Below are 15,843 nucleotides of genomic sequence, written 5' to 3' on the forward strand. Positions count from 1 at the left end.
GACATCATTGCACCATTGACCTCCGGCACGTCCGCGCCGCCGGCTTCCCCACCGGCGGAACAGACACGCACGTGCTCCTTGAAGCTTAGCGGGGCTAGTGGGATTACTGCGACGTGTGTGAGAAATCAGCTTCTGACGCCCGGTTTGCCCCAATGCGAACGCTAGATGTACGCGTTGTGTGTTATTCCGCCGACGCGCCTTGCTCGGCGGAACGCTCTTTGGCCGCGTGCAAAGCCTCGAGAAACGCCGAGCGAACGCCGCCGCGCTCGAGTTCGCGCAACGCCGCCGCGGTGGTGCCAGCGGGCGAGGTGACGGCCGCGCGCAGGTCCACCGCGCTCTGGCCGGACTCGTCGAGCAGCGCGGCCGAACCGACCATCGTCTGCACCACGAGCTGGGTGGCGACGTCCCTGGTCAGGCCGAGCCCGACGCCTGCGTCGACCATGGCCTCGACGACCAGCAGGAAGTAGGCGGGGCCGGAACCGGACACGGCGGTGACCGCGTCCATCTGCGACTCGGCGACGGTCACGACCTTGCCGACCGCGCCGAGCACGTCGGTGACCAGCTCCAGCTGCTCGGGCTTGGCGTAGCGCCCCGGCGCGAGCACGCTCATGCCCTGGCCGACCAGCATCGGGGTATTCGGCATCACCCGCACCACGGGGAAGCCCGCGGGCAGCTTGGCCTCCAGCCGCGTTGTCGGCACACCCGCGGCCAGCGAGACGAGCACCTGGTCGCGGTCGCCCGCGTTCAGCTCGGCCTTGCCCAGCTCGGTCAGCACCGTGTCGACATCACCCGGCTTGACCGCGATCACCAGCAGATCGGCGCCCACGGCCGCGTCGGCCGCCTCGCCCGTGACGCGCACGCCGAACCGGCTCGCGATCAGCTCGGCCCGATCGGCGTGCGTCTCGACGACGACCAAATCCTTGCTCGCCCTGCCGGACTCCAGCAAACCGGCGATCAACGCCTCCCCGATCCGGCCTCCACCGATCACCGCAATTCTCGTCATGGTGGTCAAGGTTAGTGGGCGCGTCAGCGGCGCTGGGGAATCAGTGCGAGTTGACGGCTCTGCGCGACCACCGCGCCGGTGCTGTCCAGGATGAGCTGATCTTCGTCGAACATGCGGCCGCCCACCTCGTGCGAGGTGGCGATGACGCGCAGCCAGCCCGGTGCGGGCCTGCGCCGCAAGTACGTGGTCATCTGCACGGTGGGGGCCCAGCCGAAGTGGCCGAGGTTCATCGGCACCGGCGGGCTCATGTCGGCCGCCATCATGGCGAAGTACATCGACACGTCGGGGTCGCGCTGATCGCCCTCGAACGGGCGAATCCACAGCCGCAGCCGCGGCTCGCCCTTCGCGCCCTCGAGGAACGGCGCCCACGACCGGTCCAGGTAGAGGTCGGCGCCCTTGGCGACGTTCACGATCTTGCCCATCGGCGAACCCTCGTAGCCCATCGCGCCGGACGGCGGTTCGGCGGGCATATCGCCGTGCTCGGGCGCGTAGAGCGGCTCGATGTCGTCGAGGTGGCCGAAGGTGAACGCGGTGCGCACCATGGCGCGGCCGTTCTGGGTGAGGGTCGTGTCGGCCAGGCAGATCTGGCGGCCGATCTTGCGGACGCGCACCTCGTACTCGACCTCTCCCGGCTCGGGCGCGCCGAGGAAGTCCGAGCTCGCCGCGATCGGGGCCATGTCGGCGAGCGCCGGATCGGAGGCGCGCAGCCAGCGGGTGGCGGCCGCGGCGCTCGCGGCGACCATGGTGCCGCCGTGCACCTTCGGCCCGATGGTCCAGATCTTGTCGATGACGCCCGCGTACCGGCCGAGCTCGGGGTCGGCGGAGAGCAGTTCGGTCAGCGCGCACACCTCGCCGAACGGCGCGTCGGCCGCCGTCGGCTCGACCGCGTCGGTAGTCAACTCCAGCGTCATCGTCACTCCTGTCCTGCCGCATGCGAGCGTTCGTACAGCGTACAACCCTCGGTAGCGGCGGGGACATTCCCCGCGGGGAGGCCGATCGATATCACACCGAGCGAAGCGCTCGCGTCATGCCCGATTCGCCTGCGCCGAGGCGGGCGCGGGACTGAGCGCGACGCCGTTGAGATGCAGCCGGGCGAAGGCGAGCGTGCGGTGCAGCATCGCCGCGCGATGGGCGGTGGTGCGGGCGTTCTGCGTGTTGATCTCGGCGACGGCGTGCCCCGTGAAACCGTTGCGCACCAGCTGCGCGCAGAGTTCGACGCAGGGCTGGGTGCCGTCGCCCGGGACGAGGTGCTCGTCGTGGGCCGCGCCGCGCCCGTCGGCCAGGTGCAGGTGGGCCAGGCCCTGTCCCATCCTGGCGGCGAGGGCGAGCGGATCCGCTCCAGCGGTCGCGGTGTGCGAGAGGTCGAGGGTGTAGTGCCGGAAGCCGGTGTCGGTGGGGTCGTAGGACGGACTGAACGCGGTCAAGCCCCAACCCGGACCGCCGCGCCGCTCCAGCCGCTTCGCCGCGTTCGCGCCGCGGCCGAACAGCGTGTCCGCGCGCATCGGGAACATGTTCTCCACCGCGACGACGACCGGGCTGTGCTCCTCGAGCTCGGCGACCTGCTCGGCGAAGCCCTCCGCGTAGCGGCGCTGCCAGCGGAACGGCGGATGGACGACCACCGTGTCCGCCCCGAGCGCCTCGGCGGTGCGCACGCTGCGTTCCAGCTTGGCCACCGGATCCGCGCCCCACACGCGTTGGGAGATCAGCAGGCACGGCGCGTGCACCGCGAGCACCGGAACGCCGTACTTGCGGGTGTAGTTCTGCACGGTCGCGATGCTCTGACTGGCGGGCTCGGCCCAAACCATCAACTCGACGCCGTCGTAACCGAGATCGGCCGCGTACCGGAAGGCCGCCTCGGTGTTCTGCGGGTAGACCGACGCGCTGGACAGCCCGACCAGAATGTCGCGGCCCGGAGGGCTCCCCGCCCCGCCCGGCGTCCCCCCGTCCGGTTGTCCGCTCTGATCAGGCGCCGGTCCCCCGACCGCGCTACCGATCCGAGTGTCGTCCGCCTGCCCGATGTTCCCCACAGCCGCTCCCTACTCAGTTCGTACTGAGAAGAAAGGCTAGCGGTCCCAGCGTGACGAAGATGCCCACTACGACGGCGATCACCGTGCTGAGGATGTCGTCGGTCCGGCGCAGAATCCGCACCAGGGCCACCAGGCCGAGGATCACGATCATCGCCAGCGCCAGCGCCACCCAGGGGAGCATCTCCCACATTCGCTCGAAACCCTTGAACAGCAACATTCCGGCGACTGCCGCGCCCGCGCTCTGGCCGCCGAGGATCATCCACTGCTTGCGGTTGGCGTCGTACTCCGCCTTGCGCGCGGCGCGGGAGCGGCGCTGTGCCGGACGGGCGGCGGGCTTCCGCTGCGGCTCCGGTGCGTCGTCCTCGTCCTCGTCGTCTTCGAGCAGGAACGGGTCGTGCACATCGGTGAAGCCCTCGTCGACCTCGACCTGGGCGCGGCCGCCGCGCGACCGACCGCGACCGCCCGCGCGCTCGGCGCGCTCGACACCGTCGCGTAGCAGGTCGCCCGCCACCGTGGAGCCGGAGAGCAGCTGCTGATCCTGGCTGGCCAGCGACCACGCGGCGGTCGGGATGCCGCCCGACTCCGGCTCGGAGACGGACTTCTCCGGCTCCGGCTTGTGCCTCCTCGCCGACCACGCGGGCACCGCACCCTCGGCACGAGCTCGCAGCGTCTCGGACCGGGAGGATCTTCGCTGCTCCTCCTGCGGCTCCTGGCGTGGCGCGCGGCCGGACGGCTTGGCGCGTTCCGGCAGCGGAGAGAGCGGCAAGGGCGCGGAATCAGGGGCGAAATCGTTCGACGGCGGCGCCCACGCCGCGGTCGAGGGGCCTGCCTCGTCGGCCTCCGCCGCCCTTCGGCGCGCGGCCCGGCCACCGCGGCCCCGCTCCTGCCGGTCCGAGCCGCGCGGCTCTTCCGGGTGCCCGTTGCGGGGGATGTCGAAATCGACCGGATCGCGCAGCGGCGGGCCGACCACCATGGTGACGTCGTCGTCCGGGTCCGGCTTGCGCCTGCGGCCACCGCGACCGCTACGCGGCGCCTCCGACAGCTGATCGGCGTAGGAAGCCGCGGATTCCCTCTGGTCCGGCGCGCTGTGCCGGGAGCCGGAGGACATGTCGCGTCCCGGCATCACCAGGTTGGAGCGCCCGGGCGGCGGATCCGAGTACGACGGCGTCGCCGGGTAGGGCGTCGGCTCGGGATAGGACGTCGATTCCCGGAACGGCGCCAGCGGGTCGTAGCGGGTGATCGGGCCCGACATCGGCGAGTGGCTCGGCAGCTCCGCGACGGGGTCCGGAGCGGTGTACGAAACCGGCTCGGGCGCAACCGGTTCGAATGCGGCGGGCTCGTAAGCTGCCGGTTCGTACGAGGACGGCTCGAAAGACGGTGGCTCGAACGATGTCGGCGCGTAGGAAGCGGGCTCGTACGACGGCGGCGCTTCGGCGACCTCGTCGTCGGGCGCGGCGTGCGCGGAGTGGCTGCCGCCATCCCGGATGACCGGCAGATCTCCCGTCAGCTCGGCGACAGAAATGCCGCGGCCACCGCGTCTGCGGCGACCGCCGCCGGAGGACGACGCGCCCTGCTGCCCGTTGCGGGCCAGCAGCTCGGCAACGGATAGCTGCTTGGACTCATCACTCATGCCCGCGCCTCGCTGACACTCGGCTCCGGCATGCGCGATGCACGCTTGCACATGATTCGCTCACTGCGTTCGCTCATGCCTGCGCCTCGCTGACGCTCGGCTCACTGCGTTCGTTCATGACGACACCGTTTCGACCGGACCGGAAAGCCCCGCCCCACCGTCGGACGCCGGCTTGCCTGGTTCGGCCGCCGGTCCCGTCAGCAACGACGCTCTGGGTCCACCGTTCATATCGGTATCCAGTTTGCGCAGGATCAGTCCTTCCCGCAGCGCCCACGGACAAATCTCGAGCGTATCCAGCGATAGTGCCCGCATACTCGCCTCCGCGACCAATGCGCCAGCCACCAGTTGCTGTGACCGATCGGAACTTACGCCTTCCAATTCTGCACGGTCCGACGCCGTCATCCGCGAGATGAACGCGATCAGCTGGCGCAGGCCCGAGCTGGTGAGTGTACGGCGCACCCGCGTGCCCGCCGCCGACGGTGCGGCTCCGGTCAACCGCGCGAGCGATCGGAAGGTCTTCGACGTACCAACGGCGAGGTCGGGCTTACCCACATCGATCAGCTGTTTGGCGGGGGCGACGAGTTCGGCGTCGAGCCAGTCGCGCAACACCGCGACCCGGCGCTTGCCCGGCGGGTCCTCGCGCAGCCACTCCCTGGTGAGCCGGCCCGCCCCGAGTTGCAGTGACAGCGCGACATCGGGCTCCTCGTCGCCGCCGTTGCTCATCTCCAGCGAGCCGCCGCCGATATCGAGGTTGAGGATGCGGCCCGCGCTCCAGCCGTACCAGCGGCGCACCGCGAGGAAGGTCAGCCGGGCCTCGTCGACGCCGGTGAGCACCTGCAGATCGACGCCGGTCTCGGCGCGCACCCTGGCGAGCACCTGTTCGGAGTTGGTGGCCTCGCGCAGCGCGGAGGTGGCGAACGGCATCAGCTCGACGCAGCGGGAAGTCTCGGCGATGTTGGCGAATTCGGCCACGGTCTTGATGAGGCGCTCGGCGCCCTGGACGGTGATCCGCCCCTCTTCGTCCAGGTTCTCCGACAGCCGGAGCGTGGCCTTCGTCGAGCTCATCGGCATCGGGTGGCCACCCCGGTGGGCGTCCACCACGAGCAGGTGAACGGTATTGCTTCCGACGTCGAGTACCCCAAGCCGCACATGAACACGGTACTGGGTCGACCACCACTTCAGGCCAGGCGATCGAACTGTTAGCGTCTGCAGATGTGACGGTAGGCGCAGCGGCGAGCAGCCGAACCCGGCCCCGACCAGCGGCGAAGATCGACCCGGCACCCGAGGTCGATCTGGACTTTCCGCGCGAATGGATCGAGTTCGTGGATCCAGCAAATGACGAGCACCTGATCGTGGCCGACCTCACCTGGCTGCTGTCCCGGTGGACCTGCGTCTTCGGCACGCCCGCCTGCCAAGGCATCATCGCCGATCGCCCGGACGACGGCTGCTGTTCACACGGCGCTTTCCTCTCCGACGAGGACGACCAGGAGCGCTTGCGCAACGCTGTGAGAATGCTCACACCGGCCGACTGGCAGCTGATGGGCGAGGCCCAGAACGCCAAGGGCAAGATCACCAAGAAGGGCTATCTCGAACTCGACGAGCTCGAGGACGAACCCGCCCTGCGCACCCGCCGCTTCGAGGGCGCGTGCATCTTCCTGAACCGGCCCGGCTTCGCGGGCGGCGTCGGCTGCGCGCTGCACACGATGGCGCTGCGCCGCGGTATGGAGCCGCACACGGTGAAGCCGGATGTGTGCTGGCAGTTGCCGATTCGGCGCACCCAGGAGTGGGTGGACCGGCCTGACGGCGTGCAGATCCTGCGCACCGTGATCACCGAGTACGACCGGCGCGGTTGGGGTCCCGGCGGACTCGATCTCGATTGGTACTGCTCGGGTTCGCCGGACGCGCACGTCGGCGCGCGGCCGGTCTGGCAGTCCTACGCGCCCGAGCTGAAGGAACTGCTCGGCGAACCGGCCTACGAGGAGCTGGCCAGGCACTGCAAGCGCCGCGAAGGGCTGGGGTTGATCGCGGTGCATCCCGCGACGGTGCACGCGCAGCGCAATGCGGAGCAGTCGGCGCACGGCGCGGCAGAGTAGAGCCGGGCTGGGCGCGGCACAGCGCGAGAGAGATAACCCCTAGCGGACGCTTGTCCAGTTTTGCGAAACGTCCACATTTCACACATTCGGTCGCTTACTGTGCGGAGGCCCACATCCAGTGGGCAGCACAGGGAGCACACCATGAGTTACACCACCTCCGCCCTGGTCGGACGCCGGATCGGCGCCGGGCTCGCGGGTTTCGCCGCGGCCACGGCCGTCGCCGTCTTCGCGGCGCCGCAGGCCCACGCCACCGTCGACTCGATCACCGTCTCGGGCGCCGACCACACCATCAACACCACCTACACGCTGCGCGCCAAGCTGAGCGGCGCGGGCATCGGGCTGCTCGTCTACTGGTCGGACAATGGCGACGACATCGCGGGGCCGAAGGTACCGTGGCCGGTCGGCGAGTCCTCCGTGAGCTGGACGCCGACGACGCCGGGACAGCACCTCATCACCGCGTCACAAGGTGGTAGCACCAAGACGATCGTCGTTCAGGTGAAGGACCCGAATGATCCCGGAGATCCGGGCGACCCCGGAGATCCTGGCGATCCCGGCGATCCGGGCGGCGGCACCGGCAGCGCAGGAACGGGCAGCGCGGGCAAGCTGCTCGGCAGCCTGTTCGGCAACGGGAGCTAGGCGTACCTCCGCCTTCGCTCCGGCCGTGCGCGGCCCGCGTCCGGCTATGCCCATCAGGCACGACTCGCAGGCGCCGTCGGAAAAGTCCGCGCCGCACGATATTTCGACTCGGCGAACTCGAGCCGAAATCTGAAACATCTCCGCTTCAAAGAGTAGGGTCCAGTCGATCGCATGGTCGGCACAGGAGGAGCACCATGACATCAACAAGCAGCATCCGGCGCGGGGCGGGCGTCGGACTCACGGCATTCGCGGCCGCCACCGCCGTCGCCGTGCTGACCGCGCCCTCGGCACACGCGGCCGTGCAGTCGGTCTCGGTCGACGGCAGCAACCACAAGGTCGGCAGCACGTACACGATCACCGCCGACGTCGGTGGCGCCTCCGGCGGTCTGCTCGTCTACTTCAGCGACAACGGCGAATTCATCGGCGGCCCCAAGGTGCCGTGGCCGCCGGGCAGCGCGACCATCGAATGGAAGCCGAGCACGCCGGGCGAGCACATCATCACCGTCGAACAGGGCGGCAGCACGAAGTCGATCATGGTCGAGGTGTCCAAGGCGAACAGCGGCGGCACCGGCAGCTCGGGCAGCGCATCCGGCAGCGGGACCGGCAGTGCGGGACGTTTGCTCGGCGGGCTGCTCGGCGGCCTGTTCGGCAGCAGCTGACGCGCGCGGTGTGCGGGTCGTCACTCGGCGACCCGCACAGCGGCCGACCAGCTCGGGTGCGCCGAACGCACCCGGCAGGTCATCTGCTCGCCATGCGGGCGTCACCAGTTTCGGGTTTGATCTCGGGTCATGAAGAAAGCGCTCACCCTCGCAACACTCGTCATCGGCGCGACCCTCTCCATGGCAGGCGGCGCGCACGCAGAGCCGGACGCGGATCCGACCAAGTTCGCGGACTTCACCGCCACCTTCGTGCCCGCGACCGATCCGGCCGCGGTGAACGCCGCCAAAGAGGGCAAGAACGTCATCATGAGCCCCTACGGCGTCAGCCGCACCATCGCCTGCCGCGGCAACGGCACCACCGTGCCGCTCTACGACTGCATGCAGGAAGACGACCTCGGCTGGATCACGTTGCGCAAGACCGATGTTCCCGCCATCGGCCCGACCTGGGTCTATTTCCCCTAAGGGGAGTCCGCCGGGGGCCGCTCACGTACCTACGACGAACGGGCCCCGGTTCCGCGCTCGGGGTGAGGAGGCGGAACCGGGGCCCGTTGTCTGTTCGGTCGACTACGCCTCGAGCTTGTAACCGAGACCGCGCACGGTCACCAGGTGCTCGGGCTTGGCCGGATCGGCCTCGATCTTGGAGCGCAGCCGCTTGACGTGCACGTCGAGGGTCTTGGTGTCGCCGACGTAGTCGGCGCCCCAGACCCGGTCGATCAGCTGGCCGCGGGTCAGCACCCGGCCGGAGTTGCGCAGCAGGTACTCGAGCAGATCGAATTCCTTGAGCGGCAACGTCACCGGCTTGCCGTTGACCATCACGGTGTGGCGGTCGACGTCCATCCGCACCGGACCGGCCTCCAGCACGCCGTTCTCGCTGCCGCCCTCCATCTCCTCACCCGCGCCGCGGCGCAGCACCGCGCGGATGCGCGCGATGAGCTCACGCGAGGAGTACGGCTTGGTGACGTAGTCGTCGGCGCCGAGTTCCAGACCGACCACCTTGTCGATCTCGCTGTCTCGCGCGGTCACCATGATGACCGGCACGCCGCTGCGGGTGCGCAGCTGCTTGCACACATCGGTGCCGCTCATGCCGGGCAACATCAGGTCCAGCAGGACGATGTCGGCGCCGGAACGGTCGAATTCGGCGAGCGCGGAGGGTCCATCGCCCACCACGGTGACCTCGAAGCCCTCCTTGCGCAGCAGGAACGCGAGCGGATCGGCCAGCGACTCCTCATCCTCGACGATAAGAACACTCGTCATCTGCGTGCCTCCACACCATTGGGTCTGCCCGGCCCCTGGGGACGCGGGCCGGTTTCCTTCGTGCTCACCGTGGGACTCTCGGCTTCTTCCTCGCCGTCGGTCTCGAGGTGGGCGGGTATTCGCAAGGTGAACGTCGATCCGGTGCCCAGTTTGCTCCACAGGGTGATCTCACCGTTGTGGTTGGCCGCCACGTGCTTGACGATAGCGAGACCGAGCCCGGTACCACCGGTGGCGCGCGAGCGCGCCTTGTCGGAACGGAAGAACCGTTCGAACACCCGCTCCTGGTCTTCTTTCGGGATGCCGATGCCACGGTCGGTGACCGCCATGGCGACATGATCACCGCGCAGCGAACGGCTCACCGAGACGTGGGAGCCGGTCGGCGAGTAGGCGATCGCGTTCTCCACCAGGTTGGACAGTGCGGTGACGAGCAATGTCTCGTCGCCGAGGACCTCGAGTCCGCTCGGCCGGTCGGTGCTGACGGTGATGCCCGCCGCCTCGGCCGCGGTGCGGGAGCGGTCCACCGCCTGCATGACGACCGTGTCGACGTCGACGACCTCGAGTTCGGGCAGCTTCTCCGCGCCCTGTAGGCGGGAGAGCGCGATCAGTTCGGTCACCATCTTGCCGAGGCGGCGGGATTCGCCGAGCACGCGCTCGCCGAAGTGGCGCACGGCCTCGGGATCGTCGGCCGATTCCAGCAGCGCCTCGGCGAGCAGGCTCATCGCGCCGACGGGGGTCTTGAGTTCGTGGCTCACGTTCGCGACGAAATCGCGGCGGGTGGCCTCCATGCGGGCCTGCTCGGAATCGTCGTCGGCGAACAGCACCGTGAAGCCGGTCTCCTCCGGCGAGAGCGGCCGCGCGACGCCGCGCACGGCGATCCTGCTGCGGCCGGGCATGGGGTTCTTCGCGGTCAGGTCGAATTCCGCGGACTCGCTGGTGTTGAGCACCTTCTCCACGGCGGCCCAGGCGCGTTCGTCGAGCAGGCGGTTGCGGACCAGGCCGAGCTCCTCGGCGCGCGGGTTCACGAGCACCACGTCGCGGTACTGGTCGACCACCGCGATGCCGCTCTCGGAGGCGAGCACGATCAGGTCGAGCACCTGCGACATGGTCAGTCCGGAATCGGCCTGTCTTCGGGCGGCCTGGCGGGCGTTCACGTACGGAATGAGCAGCCCGCCGACTGCCAGGCCGACGACAGCCGCGAGGACTGCCAACAACACGGCCTGCGGAACACTCACACTTGAATCGTACGGTCGCCGACCGACTGACCAACGCCGGGTACGCGAAGTTTCACGCAGGTCATGGGGCCTTCCAGGGCCGTTAGCCGTGTGTTTACGCGTTGTTCGGACTCGAGGGTGCCGAGGAGGGTCGACGCCGGGAAGATCGACTTCGAAGTGTTGCCGTCAGCATCGCGAAGATCGACTTTCGGCGGCGCTGAGGGCCCGTCGAAATCGGCTCGGGTCGCCGAGATCGGTCGGGAAAGACTGGGCCGCACGGTCAATCCGCATCTCCCGCGAGCGCCGCGTTCACCGCGCGCCCGTGCTTGTCGACCCACTCCCCCAGCGCGTAGATCGGCCCGAGCAGATCGCGGCCCGCTTCGGTGAGCTCGTACTCGACCCGCGGCGGCGCCTCCGCGTAGCGGCGGCGGTGCACGAGGGTGAGCTGTTCCATGCGGCGCAGCGTTTGGGTCAGCATCTTCTGGCTGATCCCGCCGATCGCGGTGCGCAGCTCGCCGGGACGCATCGGCCCGTCCCGCAGCATGTAGACGATCACCGGCAGCCAGGAGTTACCGAACAGGTCGACGCCCATGCGGGCGGGGCAGTCGGATTCGTAGTCGCCGTAGGGCGGGTAGGTGACGAGATCGGGGACTTGCCGTGGCGAACCGTCGGATGTCCGGGTCAGGGCGGGCGCGTGCAGTTGGGCGACCGGTGTAGGGGCGTGCCGGGGCGAGCTGTCGGATGCGCGAGTCAAGGTAGGCACCGGCAGCTGGGCGACCGGGGTAGGGGCGTGCCGGGGCGAGCTGTCGGATACGCGAGTCAGGGTAGGCGCGCGCAGCTGGACGACCGGAGTAGGGGCGTGCCGGGGCGAGCTGTCGGATGCCTGGGTCAGGGTAGGCGCGTCCGCGTGGGCGACCAGAGGGTCTTGCTGCGACGAGCCGTGGGATACGCGAGTCGGCGCGGGTGCGTGCGGTGGAGAGACCGGAGTGGGGGCAGAGCGCGGCGAGCTGTGAGGTGGGCGGGGCGGCGCGTCCTGCTGGGCCATCGCGGCCGAGTCTCCTTGTGCTGAGCCATAGGCCGCGCGTGGCGGCGCGTCCGGCTGAGAGTCCTGGGTCGGGGCTTGTCGCGAGCCGGGCGACGGGCAGGTCGGCGCGGGCGCGTCCGGGTGGGGTGGCAGAGGGCCGCGAGGCAGTGAGCCGGTGTTCGCCGAAGAGGCGTGGGACGCGGGCATGGGTTCAGCATGGCATCGGCGTTGGGCACCCGGAGGTGCCTATCGAATTCCCTAGCGTCGGAAGCACATTCGACAGTGAGGAGTTGGACATGCGGATCGGGATCATCGGGGCGGGTGCGATGGCACGGGCCTTGGGCGGTGGTTGGGCCGCGGCGGGGCACGAGGTCTGCTTCGGCGCGCGGCGGGGTGCGGCGGCAGCCGAAGTCGCTGCTGCCGTCGGGTATGGCGCGCGGGGCGGAAGCATCGAGGAGGCGGCCGGGTTCGGTGACGTGGTGTTGCTGGCGGTGCCGGTCGAGGCGTTGGACGACATCTTGCGGGGGACGCCTGGGCTCGACGGGCGCGTACTCGTCGACTGCACCAATGCGTTCGAGCCCGATGCGGCGTCCGACGGGACGGACAACTTCGTGCTCGGGGAAGACGCGGTGGCCGAGCGGATTGCCGGAACCGTTCCTGGCGCCCGGGTGGTGAAGGGGTTCAACCTGTGTGCGGCCGAGGTGTGGGCGGCAGAGGTACGCGAGTTCGAGGGCGCGACGTTGTCGGTGCCTCTGTGCGGCGACGATCCGGCTGCTGTGCGTCTCGTCGCGGAGTTGGCCGAGGATTTGAAGCTGCGACCGTTCCTCGCGGGTGGATTGCATCGGGCTCGGTATCTGGAAGCGGCTTCGGTTCTGGCGGTGGGGCTTTGGTTCGGAGGGCATGACGCTCGTGCGATGTTGCCGCCGTTGGCTGGGGCGTTCGCTACGCGGGATTGATGGAGGTTGTCCGGTTGGGCGGGTGCGCCGGTTCGGTTGGTGCGTTCTGGAGTGGGCGGCCACGGACCGTGAGCCTGTCAAGGGGGCTACGCAATCGACGGTAGTCAAAAGGTGGCTGTTGAAGATCAACTTGCCACCATTTGACCACCGTCGATTCGGCCCAACCACCATTTCTCTATCGACGGGAGAGAAATGGTGGTTCGGGCTGACCGGCCAGGGGTTCCGGTGCCGGATGCGCGGGGGTCGCCGAGCCTGTTGGGCGAGAACGGGTGTCAGAGGACCGGATTCACCAGCCGTGGTTGCCGCGGACCGGGATGTTGACGAAGCTCGGCCGCGCCGGGTCCAGCTGGACGTGCTGCGGCTTCAGTTCCGTGTCGAGCAGCATCGGCAGGACGGGCAGTCCCTTGGGGAAGTTGCTCGCGAACACGTCCACCCGCAGGCGGTGGCCGGGTTGCAGGATCGCCTCGGTGGCGCTGAGCGTGATGTCCAGCGTGGTGGCCTCGCCGGGCACCGTCGGCTGCCGCTTCTCCAGCGAGGTGTAGGGGCGCGGGTCGGTGTAGTCGCCGTTGGCCGAACGACTGCTGTTCGCCTCGTCGATCTCGCGCAGCGAGGCCATCAGCTGACCGGAGGTGAGCACGGTCGACTGGCCGTCGGGCGCGACGTCGTTGACGGTCACCGTCCAGTAGCCGTCGGCCGCGTCCTGAACTGTGTTGAGCCGCACCGCGATCGGGCCGGAGATGGTGGTCGCCTCGGCCACCGGCGCGCTGGTGAACGTGAGCGCGTTCAGCTCGGCTACCCGCGAGTCCTTGGCACAACCGTCGATGATCGACAGCACGCCCGCGCTGCCCTGCGCCGCGTCGTTGGAGCACAGGGTGGTCAGGCCGGGCGCGACGGTCAGCCGCGCGGTGTCGGCGTTCGCTTCAGCGGTGAGCGAGCCGTCGTAGACGCTCTGGGCGGTGCCGCTGGGCGCCGCGGACAAGTACATGCGGCGGTGCTGCGCGGCAGCCTCGCCGACGGCCGAATCGCCGAAGCCGTTCTGGGTGACCCAGCCGCCGCCCTGCTGGCGCAGGGTGACCGGGCCGTAGCTGTCGACGCCGTTGTCGATTCCCTTGAGCCACTTGTCGAACCACGCACGCTGCAACACGTCGAGCCGCGGCGGCAGGCCCGGCTTGCCGTACTCGTTGCCGGAGTTCACGTGGTAGGTGTTGCCCATCAGCAGCTGCTTCTGGCCCGCGGGCAGCGGAATCTGGTTGTAGATCTTGGATTCCGAGTAGGTGAACAGATCGTGCCAGCCGCCGACGACGAAGGTCGGCACCCGGATCTGCGTGGGATCGCTGACGTAGTCGCCGCGTTCGGGGCTGCTGTGGGTGAGCAGGTCGAGCAGGCGCGGGTCCGCGTCCTCGAAACGCGTTGCGGTGTAGGCGTTCAGAAACACGTCCATGAAGGTGAGCGGGGAGGCGGCGCGATCGTTGAGCCACTCCCAGTCGAACTTGCCGTTCACGATGGACTGCACGTCCGGCACCCACTTGAGGGTGTTGATCGCGGTGAGCCACAGCGGGATGAAGTTGAAGCCGAAGCCGCCGCCGGGAGCGAGAACGTCGTTGACCAGGTCGCTGCCCGGCACCACCGGGAAGATCGCCTTCAGCGCGGGCGGCTGCTTGGACGCGGCCTGCACCTGGTTGATGCCCGAGTAGGAGATGCCGTTCATGCCGATCTTGCCGTCCGACCACGGCTGACGCGAAGCCCAGTCGATCACCTCGAGGGTGTCCTGCTGCTCGCGGGAGCGGAGCATGTCCCATTCGCCCTGCGAGAAGCCGGTGCCGCGCACGTCGACGACGACCTGCGAGTACCCGCTCTTGATCAGCTGCCGGTCCACGGTGAAGTTGCGCAGCTCGCCGCCACCGAAGGCCTTGGTGAGATCGGTGACTCCGGAGAGCGGGGTGCCGCTGAAATCGATCTGCCGGAACAGGTTCAGCAGCGCTTCGGACAGCACCGGAACGGACTGCGCGTGATCGGCGAGGTTCGACACCAGCTTGGTGTAAGGCGTCATGTGGACGATGGTCGGCGTCGGCGCGTCGATCGGTCGGCCGGAGGCGTCGGCGGGCCGGTAGACGTTGCCCTTCAGCACCGTGCCGTCGCTCATGGTGATCGGCACATCCCACTCGATGTGCACGTTCGGGTACTGCTGGACGCCGTCCTCGGTGGCGACCCACGCCGCTCCGGCCGCGCCGCCGTCGGGACCCGTGGCGACGGGTGCGGCGGTCGCACCGGTGGTGAGGAATGGAACGAGCACGGCGGCGGCGAGCGCCGCGACTGTGGCCCGTAGCGCGTACTTCATCGGACGTGATCCACCTCTCGGACTGTCGAACGTCCGGAAGCATACACAACTTACCAGTCGGTAAGTACCCCCGGATTCGCGAAGTTCGTCTGGAATATCCATTCACATACGCTTGACGGCTCGCAATAGCCTCTGAATATGGAGATCTTCGCGGGATCCGAGCGCCAGAACGAAGGTTTACCGTATCGACCGCGCCGAGACCCGTGTACACGCCGGAATGCAGGCCGAAATCGGGCGGATTCGCGAGTTCCGCAGCCGGATCGCGCCGGGCGGTGTTCTCCGGCGCGGGGGGCGAGTGGGTCGACGCCCTCGGCCCCAGGCGGCTCGGCGGCCCAGCGGCCCAGCAGCCCGACGGCCCAGCAGCCCAGCAGCCCAGCGGCCCAGCGGCGCAGCCGGATCGCGTCGGACGGCGCTCCTCGGCGCACGAGAGCCCGAGTGGCCAACGCCACCAGCTCGGGGCGGTCCCGCAGTCCCGCGGCCCCGCAGCCGCGCAGCCCCGCGGCCCAGCGGCCCAGCGGCGCGGCGGTCCAGCAACTCGAAGGCTCCGCAGCCAGGCAGTTCAACAGCCCAGCAGCCCGACGGCGCAGCAGCCCAGCAGCCCAGCAGCCCGACGGCGCAGCAGCCCAGCAGCCCAGCAGCCCAGCAGCCCGACGGCGCGGCAGGTCAGCGGCGCAGCCGGATCGCGTCGGACGGCGCTCCTCGGCGCACGAGAGCCCGAATGGCCAACGCCACCAGCTCGGGGCGGTCCCGCAGTCCCGCGGCCGCGCAGCCGCGCAGCCTCGCAGCCCAGCGGCGCGGCGGCCCAGCAACTCGAAAGCTCCGCGGCCGCAGTTCAACCAGCCCAGCGGTCCAGCGGCGCGGCAGGTCAGCAGCGCAGCCGGATCGCCTCGGACGGCGCTCCTCGGCACACGAGAGCCCGAATGGCCAACGCCACCAGCTCGGGGCGGCCCCGCAGTCCCGCGGCCCCGTAGCCGTGCAGCCCAGCGGCGCAGCGGCGCAGCGGCGCAGCGGC

Annotated in this window: 14 protein-coding genes; 5 read left to right on the plus strand and 9 right to left on the minus strand. The window is 69.5% G+C overall.

Features of this window, described 5'->3' with window-relative positions; all coding sequences use genetic code 11:
- Nucleotides 1-181: 181 nt before the first annotated feature.
- The 5 genes from proC to T333_RS14350 all read right to left on the minus strand — a co-directional run bounded on the left by proC (nt 182) and on the right by T333_RS14350 (nt 5,809).
- Nucleotides 182-1,003 carry a pyrroline-5-carboxylate reductase gene (gene proC / locus T333_RS14330; protein ID WP_354998863.1) on the minus strand — a complete coding sequence of 274 codons (822 nt, stop codon included), beginning with the start codon at nt 1,001-1,003 and terminating at the stop codon, nt 182-184.
- A gap of 23 nt (nt 1,004-1,026) precedes the next feature.
- A complete protein-coding gene (locus tag T333_RS14335; protein ID WP_496424687.1) occupies nt 1,027-1,914 on the minus strand; it encodes a thioesterase family protein in 888 nt (295 codons plus the stop codon).
- A gap of 114 nt (nt 1,915-2,028) precedes the next feature.
- Nucleotides 2,029-2,904, minus strand: coding sequence for a sugar phosphate isomerase/epimerase family protein (locus T333_RS14340; protein ID WP_354999037.1), 876 nt, complete (start codon nt 2,902-2,904; stop codon nt 2,029-2,031).
- Between the two features lie 139 nt (nt 2,905-3,043).
- Nucleotides 3,044-4,660, minus strand: coding sequence for an Rv0497 family membrane protein (locus tag T333_RS14345; RefSeq protein WP_496424688.1), 1,617 nt, complete (start codon nt 4,658-4,660; stop codon nt 3,044-3,046).
- Nucleotides 4,661-4,774: 114 nt separating this feature from the next.
- Nucleotides 4,775-5,809, minus strand: a complete 1,035-nt coding sequence (locus T333_RS14350) for a Ppx/GppA family phosphatase (RefSeq protein ID WP_354998860.1) — start codon at nt 5,807-5,809, stop codon at nt 4,775-4,777.
- A gap of 65 nt (nt 5,810-5,874) precedes the next feature.
- Between T333_RS14350 and T333_RS14355 the strand changes: the two genes are divergently transcribed.
- The 4 genes from T333_RS14355 to T333_RS14370 all read left to right on the plus strand — a co-directional run bounded on the left by T333_RS14355 (nt 5,875) and on the right by T333_RS14370 (nt 8,510).
- Nucleotides 5,875-6,753 carry a DUF3109 family protein gene (locus T333_RS14355; RefSeq protein ID WP_496424689.1) on the plus strand — a complete coding sequence of 293 codons (879 nt, stop codon included), beginning with the start codon at nt 5,875-5,877 and terminating at the stop codon, nt 6,751-6,753.
- A gap of 141 nt (nt 6,754-6,894) precedes the next feature.
- Entirely contained in the window at nt 6,895-7,389 is a 495-nt protein-coding gene (locus T333_RS14360) for a hypothetical protein (RefSeq protein ID WP_496424690.1), read from the plus strand.
- A gap of 194 nt (nt 7,390-7,583) precedes the next feature.
- Nucleotides 7,584-8,048 carry a hypothetical protein gene (locus tag T333_RS14365; RefSeq protein ID WP_496424691.1) on the plus strand — a complete coding sequence of 155 codons (465 nt, stop codon included), beginning with the start codon at nt 7,584-7,586 and terminating at the stop codon, nt 8,046-8,048.
- A 129-nt stretch (nt 8,049-8,177) separates the two neighbouring features.
- A complete protein-coding gene (locus tag T333_RS14370) occupies nt 8,178-8,510 on the plus strand; it encodes a hypothetical protein (protein WP_354998856.1) in 333 nt (110 codons plus the stop codon).
- A 102-nt stretch (nt 8,511-8,612) separates the two neighbouring features.
- Here the strand turns inward: T333_RS14370 and T333_RS14375 are convergent, their stop codons facing one another.
- The 3 genes from T333_RS14375 to T333_RS14385 all read right to left on the minus strand — a co-directional run bounded on the left by T333_RS14375 (nt 8,613) and on the right by T333_RS14385 (nt 11,267).
- The gene (locus T333_RS14375; RefSeq protein ID WP_354998855.1) at nt 8,613-9,302 is read right to left on the minus strand and encodes a winged helix-turn-helix domain-containing protein; all 690 of its coding nucleotides are present in this window, start codon (nt 9,300-9,302) and stop codon (nt 8,613-8,615) included.
- Entirely contained in the window at nt 9,299-10,534 is a 1,236-nt protein-coding gene (locus T333_RS14380) for a sensor histidine kinase (protein WP_354998854.1), read from the minus strand. Before T333_RS14380 ends, T333_RS14375 begins: the two co-directional genes overlap by 4 nt.
- Before the next feature lie 259 nt (nt 10,535-10,793).
- Nucleotides 10,794-11,267 (minus strand): winged helix-turn-helix transcriptional regulator, encoded by a 474-nt coding sequence (locus T333_RS14385; protein WP_496424692.1) that lies wholly within the window; start codon nt 11,265-11,267, stop codon nt 10,794-10,796.
- Nucleotides 11,268-11,833: 566 nt separating this feature from the next.
- On the opposite strand from T333_RS14385, the gene T333_RS14390 reads away from it, so the two are divergent.
- Nucleotides 11,834-12,493 carry an NADPH-dependent F420 reductase gene (locus T333_RS14390; RefSeq protein ID WP_496424693.1) on the plus strand — a complete coding sequence of 220 codons (660 nt, stop codon included), beginning with the start codon at nt 11,834-11,836 and terminating at the stop codon, nt 12,491-12,493.
- 286 nt (nt 12,494-12,779) lie between these two features.
- On the opposite strand, the gene T333_RS14395 is transcribed toward T333_RS14390, so the two are convergent.
- A complete protein-coding gene (locus tag T333_RS14395; RefSeq protein WP_496424694.1) occupies nt 12,780-14,831 on the minus strand; it encodes a CocE/NonD family hydrolase in 2,052 nt (683 codons plus the stop codon).
- Nucleotides 14,832-15,843: the final 1,012 nt, after the last annotated feature.

The sequence above is a fragment of the Nocardia sp. CNS-044 genome, assembly GCF_059570515.1.